General features: G+C 66.1%; 27 protein-coding genes. All 27 read left to right on the top strand.

Annotation, left to right across the window (positions count from 1 at the left end; all coding sequences use genetic code 11):
• Positions 1–509 precede the first annotated feature (509 nt).
• The gene (gene rpsJ, locus ACTWOL_RS22275; protein WP_003948644.1) at positions 510–818 is read left to right on the top strand and encodes a 30S ribosomal protein S10; all 309 of its coding nucleotides are present in this window, start codon (positions 510–512) and stop codon (positions 816–818) included.
• Between the two features lie 17 nt (positions 819–835).
• A complete protein-coding gene (gene rplC / locus ACTWOL_RS22280; protein WP_116148549.1) occupies positions 836–1,480 on the top strand; it encodes a 50S ribosomal protein L3 in 645 nt (214 codons plus the stop codon).
• Positions 1,481–1,488: 8 nt separating this feature from the next.
• Complete coding sequence (gene rplD / locus ACTWOL_RS22285) at positions 1,489–2,139, top strand: 50S ribosomal protein L4 (RefSeq protein ID WP_474298517.1); 651 nt, start codon at positions 1,489–1,491, stop codon at positions 2,137–2,139.
• The gene (rplW, locus tag ACTWOL_RS22290) at positions 2,139–2,462 is read left to right on the top strand and encodes a 50S ribosomal protein L23 (RefSeq protein WP_387165421.1); all 324 of its coding nucleotides are present in this window, start codon (positions 2,139–2,141) and stop codon (positions 2,460–2,462) included. Before rplD ends, rplW begins: the two co-directional genes overlap by 1 nt.
• Before the next feature lie 41 nt (positions 2,463–2,503).
• Positions 2,504–3,340, top strand: a complete 837-nt coding sequence (gene rplB / locus ACTWOL_RS22295) for a 50S ribosomal protein L2 (protein ID WP_387165422.1) — start codon at positions 2,504–2,506, stop codon at positions 3,338–3,340.
• A gap of 12 nt (positions 3,341–3,352) precedes the next feature.
• Positions 3,353–3,634 carry a 30S ribosomal protein S19 gene (gene rpsS / locus ACTWOL_RS22300; protein ID WP_003956461.1) on the top strand — a complete coding sequence of 94 codons (282 nt, stop codon included), beginning with the start codon at positions 3,353–3,355 and terminating at the stop codon, positions 3,632–3,634.
• A gap of 18 nt (positions 3,635–3,652) precedes the next feature.
• Positions 3,653–4,024: a 50S ribosomal protein L22 gene (gene rplV, locus ACTWOL_RS22305; RefSeq protein ID WP_017949660.1), complete on the top strand. Its 372-nt coding sequence runs from the start codon at positions 3,653–3,655 to the stop codon at positions 4,022–4,024.
• Positions 4,024–4,863 (top strand): 30S ribosomal protein S3, encoded by an 840-nt coding sequence (gene rpsC / locus ACTWOL_RS22310; RefSeq protein WP_242329295.1) that lies wholly within the window; start codon positions 4,024–4,026, stop codon positions 4,861–4,863. The genes rplV and rpsC overlap by 1 nt, the downstream gene beginning before the upstream one ends.
• 5 nt (positions 4,864–4,868) lie before the next feature.
• Complete coding sequence (rplP, locus tag ACTWOL_RS22315) at positions 4,869–5,288, top strand: 50S ribosomal protein L16 (protein WP_005313579.1); 420 nt, start codon at positions 4,869–4,871, stop codon at positions 5,286–5,288.
• Positions 5,288–5,512 (top strand): 50S ribosomal protein L29, encoded by a 225-nt coding sequence (gene rpmC / locus ACTWOL_RS22320; protein ID WP_262006828.1) that lies wholly within the window; start codon positions 5,288–5,290, stop codon positions 5,510–5,512. The genes rplP and rpmC overlap by 1 nt, the downstream gene beginning before the upstream one ends.
• The gene (gene rpsQ / locus ACTWOL_RS22325; RefSeq protein WP_474298518.1) at positions 5,512–5,796 is read left to right on the top strand and encodes a 30S ribosomal protein S17; all 285 of its coding nucleotides are present in this window, start codon (positions 5,512–5,514) and stop codon (positions 5,794–5,796) included. The genes rpmC and rpsQ overlap by 1 nt, the downstream gene beginning before the upstream one ends.
• 136 nt (positions 5,797–5,932) lie before the next feature.
• On the top strand, positions 5,933–6,301 hold the full coding sequence (gene rplN / locus ACTWOL_RS22330; protein WP_003956455.1) for a 50S ribosomal protein L14: 369 nt from the start codon (positions 5,933–5,935) through the stop codon (positions 6,299–6,301).
• Positions 6,302–6,303: 2 nt separating this feature from the next.
• Positions 6,304–6,627, top strand: coding sequence for a 50S ribosomal protein L24 (gene rplX / locus ACTWOL_RS22335; RefSeq protein WP_351226551.1), 324 nt, complete (start codon positions 6,304–6,306; stop codon positions 6,625–6,627).
• Positions 6,627–7,184 carry a 50S ribosomal protein L5 gene (rplE, locus tag ACTWOL_RS22340; RefSeq protein ID WP_153486744.1) on the top strand — a complete coding sequence of 186 codons (558 nt, stop codon included), beginning with the start codon at positions 6,627–6,629 and terminating at the stop codon, positions 7,182–7,184. Before rplX ends, rplE begins: the two co-directional genes overlap by 1 nt.
• Positions 7,185–7,189: 5 nt before the next feature.
• Complete coding sequence (locus ACTWOL_RS22345; protein ID WP_003956452.1) at positions 7,190–7,375, top strand: type Z 30S ribosomal protein S14; 186 nt, start codon at positions 7,190–7,192, stop codon at positions 7,373–7,375.
• A gap of 208 nt (positions 7,376–7,583) precedes the next feature.
• The gene (rpsH, locus tag ACTWOL_RS22350; protein WP_017949652.1) at positions 7,584–7,982 is read left to right on the top strand and encodes a 30S ribosomal protein S8; all 399 of its coding nucleotides are present in this window, start codon (positions 7,584–7,586) and stop codon (positions 7,980–7,982) included.
• Between the two features lie 22 nt (positions 7,983–8,004).
• Positions 8,005–8,544 carry a 50S ribosomal protein L6 gene (gene rplF, locus ACTWOL_RS22355; protein ID WP_474298519.1) on the top strand — a complete coding sequence of 180 codons (540 nt, stop codon included), beginning with the start codon at positions 8,005–8,007 and terminating at the stop codon, positions 8,542–8,544.
• Between the two features lie 15 nt (positions 8,545–8,559).
• Positions 8,560–8,931 (top strand): 50S ribosomal protein L18, encoded by a 372-nt coding sequence (gene rplR / locus ACTWOL_RS22360; protein ID WP_474298520.1) that lies wholly within the window; start codon positions 8,560–8,562, stop codon positions 8,929–8,931.
• Between the two features lie 43 nt (positions 8,932–8,974).
• Positions 8,975–9,586 (top strand): 30S ribosomal protein S5, encoded by a 612-nt coding sequence (rpsE, locus tag ACTWOL_RS22365; RefSeq protein WP_242329302.1) that lies wholly within the window; start codon positions 8,975–8,977, stop codon positions 9,584–9,586.
• Positions 9,586–9,768, top strand: a complete 183-nt coding sequence (rpmD, locus tag ACTWOL_RS22370; protein WP_215183645.1) for a 50S ribosomal protein L30 — start codon at positions 9,586–9,588, stop codon at positions 9,766–9,768. Before rpsE ends, rpmD begins: the two co-directional genes overlap by 1 nt.
• A 2-nt stretch (positions 9,769–9,770) precedes the next feature.
• Entirely contained in the window at positions 9,771–10,226 is a 456-nt protein-coding gene (rplO, locus tag ACTWOL_RS22375) for a 50S ribosomal protein L15 (protein ID WP_474298521.1), read from the top strand.
• A 292-nt stretch (positions 10,227–10,518) separates the two neighbouring features.
• Entirely contained in the window at positions 10,519–11,838 is a 1,320-nt protein-coding gene (secY, locus tag ACTWOL_RS22380; RefSeq protein ID WP_474298522.1) for a preprotein translocase subunit SecY, read from the top strand.
• Positions 11,838–12,503, top strand: a complete 666-nt coding sequence (locus ACTWOL_RS22385) for an adenylate kinase (RefSeq protein ID WP_474298523.1) — start codon at positions 11,838–11,840, stop codon at positions 12,501–12,503. The genes secY and ACTWOL_RS22385 overlap by 1 nt, the downstream gene beginning before the upstream one ends.
• A gap of 111 nt (positions 12,504–12,614) precedes the next feature.
• The gene (gene map, locus ACTWOL_RS22390; protein WP_474298524.1) at positions 12,615–13,451 is read left to right on the top strand and encodes a type I methionyl aminopeptidase; all 837 of its coding nucleotides are present in this window, start codon (positions 12,615–12,617) and stop codon (positions 13,449–13,451) included.
• Positions 13,452–13,710: 259 nt separating this feature from the next.
• Positions 13,711–13,932 (top strand): translation initiation factor IF-1, encoded by a 222-nt coding sequence (gene infA, locus ACTWOL_RS22395; protein WP_003956442.1) that lies wholly within the window; start codon positions 13,711–13,713, stop codon positions 13,930–13,932.
• Between the two features lie 58 nt (positions 13,933–13,990).
• Positions 13,991–14,104 (top strand): 50S ribosomal protein L36, encoded by a 114-nt coding sequence (gene rpmJ / locus ACTWOL_RS22400; RefSeq protein ID WP_352240240.1) that lies wholly within the window; start codon positions 13,991–13,993, stop codon positions 14,102–14,104.
• Positions 14,105–14,304: 200 nt separating this feature from the next.
• Positions 14,305–14,685 carry a 30S ribosomal protein S13 gene (gene rpsM, locus ACTWOL_RS22405; protein WP_004946638.1) on the top strand — a complete coding sequence of 127 codons (381 nt, stop codon included), beginning with the start codon at positions 14,305–14,307 and terminating at the stop codon, positions 14,683–14,685.
• Positions 14,686–14,732 lie beyond the last annotated feature (47 nt).

Consider the following 14,732-nt stretch of genomic DNA (forward strand, 5'->3'; position numbering starts at 1 on the left):
GTCGGGGCTGCCGCGGTCCACCCCGGCCCCTTGCTGTGAACGCGCGTGCGAGTGCATACGGAAGTGCGTCGTACCGAAGTGATCGCTCGCGGGCCTGCGCGCCGCGGTTTGACGTGCCAACCCGGCGGGGTACTCTCTTCGGCTCGATTGGCGCGCCCCATGGCACGTATGGCAGACTGTGCGGGTTGCTCGGTTGAGTGCCGATGCTGCGCGCCTCCCGCCGGGAGGACCGGAAGCGAGTCCCACAGTACTCGTCACCCCTGATCAGGGGTGGAAGTACGGGAATCTTCCGGGAAGTGTCAGCGGGGTGCCGGCCAGGCGCCCGGTAGGTGTTCTTCCTCCGGCTCGCGGTCCTCGGGTCCGCACCCCCTTGGTTGGGAAATCCTTCGGGAGATCTGCGTAGAGGGGATGCGACACGCCCGACCGCGTGGGTCGGAGGGAACGGTGCCCCTGAGGCACAGTCGACCGGGTTGTCAGAGCGTTACGAGAGACAGGACTACGAAGCAGCCATGGCGGGACAGAAGATCCGCATCCGGCTCAAGGCCTACGACCACGAGGTCATCGACTCCTCGGCGAAGAAGATCGTCGAGACGGTGACCCGTACTGGTGCGTCGGTCGCGGGCCCGGTGCCGCTGCCCACTGAGAAGAACGTGTACTGCGTCATCAAGTCGCCGCACAAGTACAAGGACTCGCGCGAGCACTTCGAGATGCGCACGCACAAGCGCCTGATCGACATCCTCGACCCGACGCCCAAGACCGTTGACTCCCTGATGCGACTCGACCTCCCGGCCGGTGTCGACATCGAGATCAAGCTCTGAGGCCGGTGATCTGAGAGATGGCTAAGCAGATCAAGGGCATCCTGGGCGAGAAGCTCGGCATGACGCAGGTGTGGGACGAGAACAACCGCGTTGTTCCGGTCACCGTCGTCAAGGCCGGCCCCAACGTCGTCACCCAGGTTCGTACGAACGACGTCGACGGCTACGAGTCGGTTCAGATCGCCTTCGGCGAGATCGACCCGCGCAAGGTGAACAAGCCCCTCAAGGGCCACTTCTCCAAGGCCGACGTCACCCCCCGTCGCCACCTCGTCGAGATCCGCACCGCGGACGCCTCCGAGTACGCGCTCGGCCAGGAGATCACCGCTGAGGTGTTCGAGGCCGGCGTCAAGGTCGACGTGACCGGCAAGAGCAAGGGCAAGGGCTTCGCCGGTGTCATGAAGCGCCACAACTTCCGTGGCCTCGGCGCCGGACACGGCACCCAGCGCAAGCACCGCTCGCCCGGTTCCATCGGTGGCTGCGCCACCCCGGGCCGTGTGTTCAAGGGCCTCCGTATGGCGGGCCGCATGGGCAACGAGCGGGTCACCACCCAGAACCTGACCGTCCACGCCGTTGACGCGGAGAAGGGTCTGCTGCTCATCAAGGGCGCGGTTCCCGGTCCGAACGGCGGCCTCGTCCTGGTCCGTACCGCGGCCAAGGGGGCCTGAGGTAACCGATGAGCACCATTGACATCCTTTCGCCCGCTGGCGACAAGGCCGGTAGCGTCGATCTCCCCGCGGAGATCTTCGACGCCAAGGTCAGCATTCCGCTGATCCACCAGGTCGTCGTCGCGCAGCTGGCCGCTGCCCGCCAGGGCACGCACAAGACCAAGACCCGCGGCGAAGTCCGTGGTGGTGGCAAGAAGCCTTACCGCCAGAAGGGCACCGGCCGCGCCCGTCAGGGTTCGACCCGTGCGCCGCAGTTCGCCGGCGGTGGCGTCGTCCACGGCCCCGTGCCGCGTGACTACTCGCAGCGGACCCCGAAGAAGATGAAGGCCGCCGCCCTGCGCGGTGCCCTCACCGACCGGGCCCGCCACTCCCGCATCCACGTCGTCTCCGGCGTGGTCGAGGGCGAGATCTCCACCAAGGCCGCCAAGACGCTGTTCGGCAAGATCTCGGAGCGCAAGAACCTGCTCCTGGTCGTCGACCGCAGCGACGAGGCCGCGTGGCTGTCCGCCCGCAACCTGCCCCAGGTGCACATCCTGGAGCCGGGCCAGCTGAACACGTACGACGTGCTCGTCTCCGACGACGTGGTCTTCACCCAGGCCGCTTTCGAGTCCTTCGTGTCTGGCCCCAAGGCCGCCGAGACCGAAGGGAGCGAGGCCTGATGTCCGAGGCCACGATCACCAGCAAGACCTTCACGGACCCGCGCGACCTGCTGATCAAGCCGGTCGTCTCCGAGAAGAGCTACGCGCTGCTGGACGAGAACAAGTACACGTTCGTCGTCGACCCGCGTGCGAACAAGACCCAGATCAAGCAGGCCGTCGAGGCGGTCTTCTCGGTCAAGGTCACCGGGGTGAACACGATCAACCGTCAGGGCAAGCGCAAGCGCACCCGCACCGGTTTCGGCAAGCGCGCCAACACCAAGCGCGCCATCGTGACCCTCGCCGAGGGCGACCGTATCGACATCTTCGGCGGTCCGACCTCCTAACGGAGGTCCGGATCGTCCGAATATCGGACGAGGACTGAGAAATGGGTATCCGCAAGTACAAGCCGACGACTCCGGGCCGTCGTGGCTCCAGCGTCGCCGACTTCGTCGAGATCACGCGGTCCACGCCGGAGAAGTCGCTGGTCCGCCCCCTGCACAGCAAGGGCGGCCGTAACAACGCCGGTCGTGTGACCGTTCGCCACCAGGGCGGTGGCCACAAGCGCGCCTACCGTGTGATCGACTTCCGTCGTCACGACAAGGACGGCGTGCCGGCCAAGGTCGCGCACATCGAGTACGACCCGAACCGCACCGCGCGCATCGCGCTTCTGCACTACGCGGACGGCGAGAAGCGCTACATCATCGCCCCCCGTGGCCTGAACCAGGGCGACCGGATCGAGAACGGCCCCGGCGCCGACATCAAGCCCGGCAACAACCTGGCGCTGCGCAACATCCCGGTCGGTACGACCATCCACGCCATCGAGCTGCGGCCCGGCGGCGGCGCGAAGTTCGCCCGTTCCGCGGGTGCCTCCGTGCAGCTGCTGGCGAAGGAGGGCTCCATGGCCCACCTGCGCATGCCGTCCGGTGAGATCCGCCTGGTCGACGTCCGCTGCCGCGCCACCGTCGGCGAGGTCGGCAACGCCGAGCAGTCGAACATCAACTGGGGCAAGGCCGGCCGTATGCGCTGGAAGGGCGTTCGCCCGACCGTCCGCGGTGTCGCCATGAACCCGGTCGACCACCCGCACGGTGGTGGTGAGGGCAAGACCTCCGGTGGTCGCCACCCGGTCTCCCCGTGGGGTCAGAAGGAGGGTCGTACTCGTTCTCCCAAGAAGGCGAGCAACAAGTACATCGTCCGCCGCCGCAAGACGAACAAGAAGCGCTAGGAGCGGGTTTAGATGCCGCGCAGTCTCAAGAAGGGGCCCTTCGTCGACGACCACCTGATCAAGAAGGTGGATGTCCAGAACGAAGCAGGCACCAAGAACGTCATCAAGACCTGGTCCCGTCGCTCGATGATCGTCCCGGCCATGCTGGGCCACACGATCGCGGTGCACAACGGCAAGACCCATGTCCCGGTGTTCGTCACCGAGTCCATGGTCGGCCACAAGCTCGGCGAGTTCTCGCCGACTCGCACCTTCCGCGGCCACGTCAAGGACGACCGGAAGTCGAAGCGCCGCTAATCGCGGGGTGGAACGACTATGACTTACACCGAAGGGACAACCATGGAAGCCAGGGCCCAGGCGCGGTACATCCGCGTCACGCCCATGAAGGCCCGCCGCGTGGTGGACCTCATCCGTGGCATGGACGCCACGGAGGCTCAGGCGGTCCTGCGTTTCGCCCCGCAGGCCGCGAGCGTGCCGGTCGGCAAGGTGCTGGACAGCGCCATTGCCAACGCCGCGCACAACTACGACCACACGGACGCCTCGTCGCTGTTCATCAGCGAGGCGTACGTCGACGAGGGCCCGACCCTGAAGCGGTTCCGTCCGCGTGCCCAGGGCCGTGCCTACCGGATCCGCAAGCGGACCAGCCACATCACCGTGGTCGTCAGCAGCAAGGAAGGAACCCGGTAATGGGCCAGAAGGTAAACCCGCACGGGTTCCGGCTCGGCATCACCACGGACTTCAAGTCCCGCTGGTACGCCGACAAGCTGTACAAGGACTACGTCAAGGAAGACGTCGCCATCCGTCGGATGATGACGTCCGGCATGGAGCGCGCCGGCATCTCGAAGGTGGAGATCGAGCGCACCCGTGACCGCGTGCGGGTGGACATCCACACCGCTCGTCCCGGCATCGTCATCGGCCGTCGTGGCGCCGAGGCCGACCGCATCCGCGGCGACCTCGAGAAGCTCACGGGCAAGCAGGTCCAGCTGAACATCCTCGAGGTCAAGAACCCCGAGGTCGACGCTCAGCTCGTGGCCCAGGCCGTTGCCGAGCAGCTGTCCTCCCGCGTCTCCTTCCGCCGCGCCATGCGCAAGAGCATGCAGTCGGCGATGAAGGCGGGCGCCAAGGGCATCAAGATCCAGTGTGGTGGCCGTCTCGGCGGCGCCGAGATGTCCCGCTCGGAGTTCTACCGCGAGGGTCGTGTGCCGCTGCACACGCTGCGCGCGAACGTCGAGTACGGCTTCTTCGAGGCCAAGACCACCTTCGGCCGCATCGGCGTGAAGGTCTGGATCTACAAGGGCGACGTCAAGAACATCGCCGAGGTCCGCGCCGAGAACGCCGCTGCCCGTGCCGGCAACCGCCCGGCCCGTGGTGGCGCTGACCGCCCGGCCCGCGGTGGCCGCGGTGGCGAGCGTGGCGGTCGCGGTCGCAAGCCGCAGCAGCAGTCCGCGCCGGCTGCCGAGGCCCCCAAGGCCGACGCTCCCGCCGCCGCTGCCGCTCCGGCTGAGAGCACCGGAACGGAGGCCTGACCGAAATGCTGATCCCCCGTAGGGTCAAGCACCGCAAGCAGCACCACCCCAAGCGCCGCGGTATGGCCAAGGGTGGTACGACGGTTGCGTTCGGCGAGTACGGCATCCAGGCCATGACTCCGGCGTACGTGACCAACCGCCAGATCGAGGCGGCTCGTATCGCGATGACCCGCCACATCAAGCGTGGCGGCAAGGTCTGGATCAACATCTACCCGGACCGCCCGCTGACCAAGAAGCCCGCCGAGACCCGCATGGGTTCCGGTAAGGGTTCCCCGGAGTGGTGGGTCGCGAACGTGCACCCGGGCCGGGTCATGTTCGAGCTGTCCTACCCGAACGAGAAGATTGCGCGTGAGGCTCTGACTCGTGCGGCCCACAAGCTGCCGATGAAGTGCCGGATCGTCAAGCGCGAGGCAGGTGAAGCGTGATGTCGGTCGGTACCAAGGCGTCCGAGCTGCGCGAGCTGGGCAACGAGGAGCTTGTTGCCAAGCTCCGCGAGGCCAAGGAAGAGCTGTTCAACCTCCGCTTCCAGGCGGCGACCGGTCAGCTCGAGAACCACGGCCGGCTGAAGGCCGTCCGCAAGGACATCGCCCGGATCTACACCCTGATGCGTGAGCGTGAGCTGGGCATCGAGACGGTGGAGAGCGCCTGATGAGCGAGAGCAACGTGACTGAGAACAAGACCCAGCGCGGTTTCCGCAAGACCCGTGAGGGTCTGGTCGTCAGCGACAAGATGGACAAGACCGTCGTCGTCGCCGTCGAGGACCGTGTCAAGCACGCGCTGTACGGCAAGGTCATCCGCCGTACGAACAAGCTCAAGGCGCACGACGAGCAGAACGCCGCGGGTGTCGGCGACCGCGTCCTCCTCATGGAGACCCGGCCGCTGTCCGCGACGAAGCGCTGGCGCGTCGTCGAGATTCTCGAGAAGGCCAAGTAAAGGAACTTCCCGCAAGGGAAGTCCGAAGACACAGCCTGAGGGGTTTCCCTCAGGTCAGTTCCGCCAGGCTCGGCAGGGGCCGAACCCGTGAGGGTGAAGCTCCTGCCGGGAACCGGCAGACAAACAGGAGATAGACGTGATCCAGCAGGAGTCGCGGCTTCGCGTCGCCGACAACACTGGTGCCAAGGAGATCCTTTGCATCCGTGTTCTCGGTGGTTCGGGCCGTCGCTACGCGGGCATCGGTGACGTCATCGTCGCCACCGTCAAGGATGCGATCCCCGGTGGCAACGTGAAGAAGGGTGACGTCGTCAAGGCGGTCATCGTTCGCACCGTCAAGGAGCGCCGTCGTCAGGACGGCTCGTACATCCGCTTCGACGAGAACGCCGCCGTCATTCTGAAGAACGACGGCGACCCTCGTGGCACCCGTATCTTCGGCCCCGTCGGCCGGGAGCTGCGCGAGAAGAAGTTCATGAAGATCATCTCGCTCGCGCCGGAGGTGCTGTAAGCATGAAGATCAAGAAGGGCGACCTGGTCCAGGTCATCACCGGCAAGGACAAGGGCAAGCAGGGCAAGGTCATCGCGGCCTTCCCCCGCGAGGACCGTGTCCTGGTCGAGGGTGTCAACCGGGTCAAGAAGCACACGAAGGCCAACCAGCCGGGTCGTGCCTCGCAGGCCGGCGGCATCGTCACCACCGAGGCCCCCATCCACGTGAGCAACGTTCAGCTCGTCGTGGAGAAGGACGGCAAGAAGGTCGTGACCCGCGTCGGATACCGCTTCGACGACGAGGGCAACAAGATCCGCGTTGCCAAGCGGACGGGTGAGGACATCTGATGGCTACCACCACCACTCCGCGTCTCAAGACGAAGTACCGCGAGGAGATCGCGGGCAAGCTGCGTGAGGAGTTCTCCTACGAGAACGTCATGCAGGTTCCCGGCCTCGTGAAGATCGTGGTCAACATGGGTGTGGGCGACGCCGCCCGCGACTCCAAGCTGATCGAGGGTGCCATCAAGGACCTCACCACGATCACCGGTCAGAAGCCGGCCGTCACCAAGGCCCGCAAGTCCATCGCGCAGTTCAAGCTGCGTGAGGGTCAGCCGATCGGTGCCCACGTCACGCTCCGTGGCGACCGCATGTGGGAGTTCCTGGACCGCACCCTGTCGCTCGCGCTGCCGCGCATCCGCGACTTCCGTGGTCTGTCCCCCAAGCAGTTCGACGGCCGTGGCAACTACACCTTCGGTCTCACCGAGCAGGTCATGTTCCACGAGATCGACCAGGACAAGATCGACCGCGTCCGGGGTATGGACATCACCGTGGTGACCACGGCGACCAACGACGCTGAGGGCCGTGCCCTTCTCCGTCACCTCGGCTTCCCGTTCAAGGAGGCGTAAGCGAGATGGCGAAGAAGGCTCTGATTGCCAAGGCTGCTCGTAAGCCCAAGTTCGGTGTGCGTGCGTACACCCGCTGCCAGCGCTGCGGCCGTCCGCACTCCGTGTACCGCAAGTTCGGCCTGTGCCGTGTGTGCCTTCGTGAGATGGCTCACCGTGGCGAGCTGCCGGGCGTGACCAAGAGCTCCTGGTAATCCCCCACTTCGGGATCACCGGAAGCTCTCGGTAAGCAACTGGTCGACGGGGCCCTCCCTCACATGCCGTAGGCTTGTGGGGTTGGGCGCCCGTCGCCCGTACGACTTACTACGCCGTAGGTCCCCGCGCCGCACCCGTCCCACCCCAGTGTGGGGAGAGGGATGGCGCATACAGGAAACCCCGGCGAGAGAGGCCGAAGGCCAATTCATGACCATGACTGATCCGATCGCGGACATGCTGACCCGTCTGCGTAACGCGAACTCGGCGTACCACGACTCCGTGACGATGCCGCACAGCAAGATCAAGTCTCACATCGCGGAGATCCTCCAGCAGGAGGGCTTCATTACGGGCTGGAAGGTCGAGGACGCCGAGGTCGGCAAGAACCTCGTCCTCGAGCTGAAGTTCGGCCCGAACCGTGAGCGCTCCATCGCGGGCATCAAGCGGATCTCCAAGCCCGGTCTCCGGGTGTACGCGAAGTCCACCAACCTGCCGAAGGTGCTCGGCGGCCTGGGCGTGGCGATCATCTCCACGTCGCACGGGCTCCTCACCGACAAGCAGGCCAGCAAGAAGGGTGTGGGCGGGGAAGTCCTCGCCTACGTCTGGTAGTCGGGAACGGAGGAGAAGAACAATGTCGCGTATCGGCAAGCTCCCCATCTCGGTTCCCGCCGGCGTGGATGTCACCATCGATGGCCGTACGGTCCAGGTGAAGGGTCCCAAGGGATCCCTGACCCACACCGTTGCCGCGCCGATCGAGATCGCGAAGGGTGAGGACGGCGTCATCAACGTCACCCGCCCCAACGACGAGCGTCAGAACAAGGCCCTGCACGGCCTGTCCCGCACGCTGGTGGCCAACATGATCACCGGTGTGACCGCGGGGTACACGAAGGCGCTCGAGATCAGCGGTGTCGGTTACCGCGTTGCCGCGAAGGGCTCCAACCTGGAGTTCCAGCTCGGCTACAGCCACCCGATCCTGGTGGAGGCCCCCGAGGGCATCTCCTTCAAGGTCGAGTCGCCGACCAAGTTCTCGGTCGAGGGCATCGACAAGCAGAAGGTCGGCGAGGTCGCCGCGAACATCCGCAAGCTGCGCAAGCCCGACCCGTACAAGGCCAAGGGCGTGAAGTACGCGGGCGAGGTCATCCGCCGCAAGGTCGGAAAGGCTGGTAAGTAAGCCATGGCATACGGCGTGAAGATTGCCAAGGGCAAGGCCTACAAGGGCGCTTCCCTGAAGCGTCGCCACATCCGCATCCGCAAGAAGATCTCGGGTACCCCGGCGCGTCCGCGTCTGGTCGTCACCCGGTCCAACCGCGGCATCACGGCTCAGGTCATCGACGACCTCGCGGGGCACACCCTCGCGTCGGCGTCCACCCTGGACTCGTCCATCCGCGGCGGCGAAGGCGACAAGTCGGCGAAGGCGAAGCAGGTCGGCCAGCTCGTGGCCGAGCGTGCCAAGGCCGCCGGCGTCGAGGCTGTCGTGTTCGACCGTGGCGGCAACCAGTACGCGGGGCGCATCGCCGCCCTGGCGGACGCCGCCCGCGAAGCCGGTCTGAAGTTCTGAGCCGGTTCCGTAGCTCAGCGGAAAACGAAGAGAGGTAATTCCAATGGCTGGACCCCAGCGCCGCGGAAGCGGTGCCGGTGGCGGCGAGCGGCGGGACCGGAAGGGCCGTGACGGCGGCGCAGCTGCCGCCGAGAAGACCGCTTACGTTGAGCGCGTTGTCGCGATCAACCGTGTCGCCAAGGTTGTGAAGGGTGGTCGTCGCTTCAGCTTCACCGCGCTGGTCGTGGTGGGCGACGGTGACGGCACCGTGGGTGTCGGTTACGGCAAGGCCAAGGAGGTGCCGGCCGCCATCGCCAAGGGTGTTGAGGAGGCCAAGAAGCACTTCTTCAAGGTCCCCCGTATCCAGGGCACCATCCCGCACCCGATCACGGGTGAGAAGGCTGCGGGCGTCGTCCTGCTCAAGCCGGCTTCCCCCGGTACCGGTGTTATCGCCGGTGGCCCGGTGCGTGCCGTGCTCGAGTGCGCCGGTGTTCACGACATCCTGTCGAAGTCGCTCGGCTCGTCCAACGCGATCAACATCGTCCACGCGACCGTGGCGGCCCTGAAGGGTCTGCAGCGTCCCGAGGAGATCGCGGCCCGCCGCGGTCTGCCGCTCGAGGACGTCGCCCCCGCGGCTCTGCTGCGTGCGCGTGCCGGTGCGGGAGCGGGTGCGTAATGGCCCGCCTCAAGATCACGCAGAAGAAGTCGTACATCGGCAGCAAGCAGAACCACCGTGACACGCTGCGCTCGCTTGGCCTGAAGAGGGTCAACGACGTGGTCGTCAAGGAGGACCGCCCCGAGTTCCGCGGAATGGTGCACACCGTCCGCCACCTCGTGACGGTCGAGGAGGTCGACTGATCATGGCGGAGAACAACCCGCTCAAGATCCACAACCTCCGTCCCGCCCCGGGCGCCAAGACCGCCAAGACCCGTGTCGGTCGTGGTGAGGCGTCGAAGGGTAAGACGGCCGGTCGTGGTACCAAGGGCACGAAGGCCCGCTACCAGGTTCCGGAGCGCTTCGAGGGTGGGCAGATGCCCCTCCACATGCGCCTCCCGAAGCTGAAGGGCTTCAAGAACCCGTTCCGCACCGAGTTCCAGGTCGTGAACCTGGACAAGCTGGCCGCGCTCTACCCGCAGGGTGGCGAGGTCACGGTGGCCGACCTGGTCGCCAAGGGCGCGGTGCGTAAGAACCAGCTCGTCAAGGTCCTGGGCCAGGGCGAGATCTCCGTGGCGCTGCAGGTGACGGTCGACGCCGTCTCCGGCTCCGCCAAGGAGAAGATCGCCGCTGCCGGCGGCACCGTCACCGAGCTCGTCTGAGACGAGCCGATGGCCTGAACACCTTCCGGGGATGCCTCTCAAATGGGGCATCCCCGGTTGGTCGTTCCAAGGTGGGCACACTCGCAGGTAAGGTGGCGTGCGGTGTTGCTGTAATCGCCGGGAGTGTGACTCCCGCACCGCCCCTTCCGCTCAGGCGGGAGGACCCAGGGCCGCAAGGGCCGCCCTCGCGGGCAAACCGAGCGGCTCTTGACTTGTTGCTTGACCCATACGTATTCGTCGAACCTCAAGACCGTCACCTCTGACGCTTTGCGCGGGGGTCGCAGGAGGCACCGTGCTCACCGCGTTCGCCCGGGCGTTCAAGACGCCCGACCTGCGCAAGAAGCTGCTCTTCACGCTCGGCATCATCGTGCTCTTCCGAGTCGGGGCGCACATCCCGGTACCCGGCGTCAGCTACGAGAACGTCCAGATCTGTGTGGACCAGGCGTCGAAGAACCAGGGAAGCCTGTTCGGCCTCGTCAACATGTTCAGCGGTGGTGCGCTGCTGCAGATCACGATCTTCGCGCTCGGCATCATGCCGTACATCACGGCGAGCATCATCCTTCAGCTGCTGACGGTGGTGATCCCGCGTCTGGAAGCCCTCAAGAAGGAGGGCCAGGCGGGCACCGCCAAGATCACCCAGTACACGCGCTACCTGACCATGGCTCTCGCCGTGCTGCAGGGGACCGGCATCGTGGCCGCCGCACGCAGCGGTGCCCTGTTCCAGGGCTGCGCCGTCGGCAGCGAGATCGTCCCGGACCAGTCGATCTTCACGACCGCCACGATGGTGGTCACCATGACCGCCGGTACGGCCGTCGTCATGTGGCTCGGTGAGCTGATCACGGACCGCGGCATCGGCAACGGCATGTCGATCCTGATGTTCATCTCGATCGCCGCCGGCTTCCCCGGCGCGCTGTGGGCGATCAAGGAGAGCGGCAAGCTCGCGAAGGGCTGGATCGAGTTCGGCACCGTCATCATCATCGGCTTCGTGATGGTGGCCCTCGTGGTCTTCGTCGAGCAGGCCCAGCGCCGCATCCCGGTGCAGTACGCGAAGCGCATGATCGGCCGCAGGTCGTACGGCGGTACGTCCACGTACATCCCGCTGAAGGTGAACCAGGCGGGTGTGATTCCCGTCATCTTCGCGTCGTCGCTGCTCTACATCCCGGCGCTGATCGCGCAGTTCTCCAACTCGAACGCGGGCTGGAAGACCTGGATCGAGACGCACTTCGTCAAGGGTGACCACCCGTACTACATCACCGCCTACTTCCTTCTGATCGTCTTCTTCGCCTTCTTCTACGTGGCCATCTCGTTCAACCCCGAGGAAGTCGCGGACAACATGAAGAAGTATGGTGGCTTCATCCCGGGTATCCGGGCTGGTCGACCTACTGCTGAGTATCTGAGCTACGTGCTCAACCGGATCACCTGGCCGGGCTCGCTGTATCTGGGTCTGATCGCTCTTGTGCCGACGATGGCGTTGGCGGGCTTCGGTGGCGCGAACCAGAACTTCCCGTTCGGTGGCACCAGCATCCTGATCATCGTGGGTGTCGGTCTGGAGACCGTGAAGCAGATCGAGAGCCAGCTCCAGCAGCGCAACTACGAAGGGTTCCTCCGCTGATGCGAATCGTCCTCGTCGGGCCGCCCGGTGCGGGTAAGGGAACGCAGGCCGCGTTCCTCGCCAAGAACCTGTCGATCCCGCACATCTCCACGGGCGACCTCTTCCGGGCCAACATCAGCCAGGGTACGGAGCTGGGCAAGCAGGCCAAGGCGTACATGGACGCCGGCAACCTCGTGCCCGACGAGGTCACCATCGGCATGGCGAAGGACCGCATGGCCCACGCGGACGCGGCGAACGGCTTCCTGCTGGACGGCTTCCCGCGCAACGTCTCCCAGGCCGAGGCCCTTGACGAGATGCTCACGACCGAGGGCATGAAGCTCGACGCGGTGCTGGACCTCGAGGTCCCCGAGGACGAGGTCGTGAAGCGGATCGCGGGCCGCCGCATCTGCCGCAACGACAGTGCGCACGTCTTCCACGTGACCTACAGCCCGGCGCAGCAGGACGGCGTCTGCGACGTCTGCGGCGGCGAGCTGTACCAGCGCGACGACGACTCCGAGGAGACCGTGCGCAAGCGGCTCGAGGTCTACCACACGCAGACCGAGCCGATCATCGACTACTACAAGGCCCAGGGCCTGGTGGTCACGATCTCCGCGCTCGGCAAGGTCGCCGATGTGACCGAGCGGGCGATGGAGGCCCTCCGGGGCGACCGGGCCGCGCAGGCCTGAGCCTCGATTCACCCAGCTGCAGCCGATACGGCCGCGGTGTCCCAGGGACGCCGCGGCCGTATCGTTGATTACCCACGATGACCCTCCCGACCCGGAAAGGCGCCGTCCCCCATGGTGCAGATCAAGACCCCCGAGCAGATCGCGAAGATGCGCGAGGCGGGACTGGTCGTCGCCGCCGTCCACGCGGCAACCCGTGAGGCCGCCGTTCCCGGCGCGACCACGAGGGATCTGGACGAGGTCGCGCGCAAGGTGATCTCCGACCACGGCGCCAAGTCGAACTTCCTCGGTTACGGCGGCTTCCCGGCCACGATCTGCACCTCGGTGAACGAGGTCGTGGTCCATGGCATCCCGGACGAGAAGACCGTCCTCAAGGACGGCGACATCATCTCGATCGACGCCGGCGCGATCGTCGACGGCTGGCACGGCGACGCCGCGTACACCGTGTTCGTGGGCAGCGGCCACGCTCCGGAGCTCATCGAGCTCTCCCGGGTGACCGAGGAGTCCATGTGGGCCGGTATCGCCGCGATGAAGAACGGCAACCGGCTCGTGGACATCTCCCGTGCCATCGAGACCTTCATCCGGCGCCAGCCGAAGCCGGGGGGCGGCAAGTACGGGATCATCGAGGAGTACGGCGGCCATGGCATCGGCACCGAGATGCACATGGACCCGCACCTGCTGAACTACGTCTCGCGTAAGCGGGGCAAGGGTCCCAAGCTGGTGCCCGGCTTCTGCCTGGCCATCGAGCCGATGGTCTCGCTCGGCACCCCGCACACCGAGGTCCTCTCCGACGACTGGACCGTCATCACCACGGACGGCACCTGGTCCTCGCACTGGGAGCACTCGGTGGCGCTGACCGAGGACGGCCCGCTGGTGCTGACCGCCGTGGACGGCGGGAAGGCCAAGCTCGCGGAGCTGGGGATCACGGCGGCGCCGGACCCCCTCGGCTGAGTCGCCCCGGCCTTCGGCCGAATCACCGGGCCCTTCGGACCGAGCCCGGGGGACCGCTCGGGCCGAGCCCCGGAAAGCAGGTCTTACAACCGCTGCTTAACGATCTCCTACGTGGGGCAAACTCCCTGGATTCGTCTTTTCCAGGGGCCTGGCGTAGACTGATGCGTCGGCTCTCGTGTACCCGTGTGTCCGTTTGCGTTCAAACGATGTCACGCGGCGGGCGAGAGTCGATCAAGGTAGCCGATTCGAAGGGCGAAGCGTGGCCAAGAAGCAAGGTGCCATCGAAATCGAGGGCACCGTGATCGAGTCCCTGCCGAACGCCATGTTCAAGGTGGAGCTCCAGAACGGTCACAAGGTCCTCGCGCACATCTCCGGCAAGATGCGGATGCACTACATCCGTATCCTTCCGGACGACCGGGTCGTCGTGGAGCTGTCCCCGTACGACCTGACGCGTGGCCGGATCGTCTACCGCTACAAGTAGATCTTGCCCTCACCCCTCCCGTGGGGTGCTGGCACTGACCCGGAGAACCTCACATCCCATGAAGGTCAAGCCGAGCGTCAAGAAGATCTGCGACAAGTGCAAGGTGATCCGCCGTCACGGCCGGATCATGGTCATCTGCGACAACCTGCGCCACAAGCAGCGCCAGGGCTGACGCACGACCTCCTGCACTTCGCAGTTACTTCGCGCGACGCGAGCAGCACAGATAGATACGCAGAATCCGCCCAGCCCATTCAGGGCCGGCGGCACCTCCGGCGGGGGCCGGGGACCCGGACGTACCACTCCTCAACAGGAGGGGATCGGCGGCCGGGAGTGGTTCTGCGGAAGACCCCCGAACACCACAGGAGCCATTGAATGGCACGCGTTTCCGGTGTTGACATCCCGCGCGACAAGCGTGTGGAGGTCGCACTCACCTACGTCTTCGGTATCGGCCGCACCCAGTCGAAGGCGACCCTCGCCGCGACCGGTGTGAACCCGAACACCCGCGTTCGTGACCTGGCCGAAGAGGACCTGGTCAAGATCCGCGAGTACGTGGACGCCAACCTCAAGACCGAGGGTGACCTCCGTCGCGAGATCCAGGCCGACATCCGCCGCAAGGTCGAGATCGGCTGCTACCAGGGTCTGCGCCACCGTCGCGGTCTTCCGGTCCACGGCCAGCGCACCAGCACGAACGCCCGCACCCGCAAGGGCCCGCGTCGCGCCATCGCCGGCAAGAAGAAGCCGGGCAAGAAGTAGTCCTCAGCAGGGACGCTCTACCAGCGGTCTTCGCTGTAGGACCGACC

This window comes from Micromonospora sp. IBHARD003 (genome assembly GCF_056106285.1).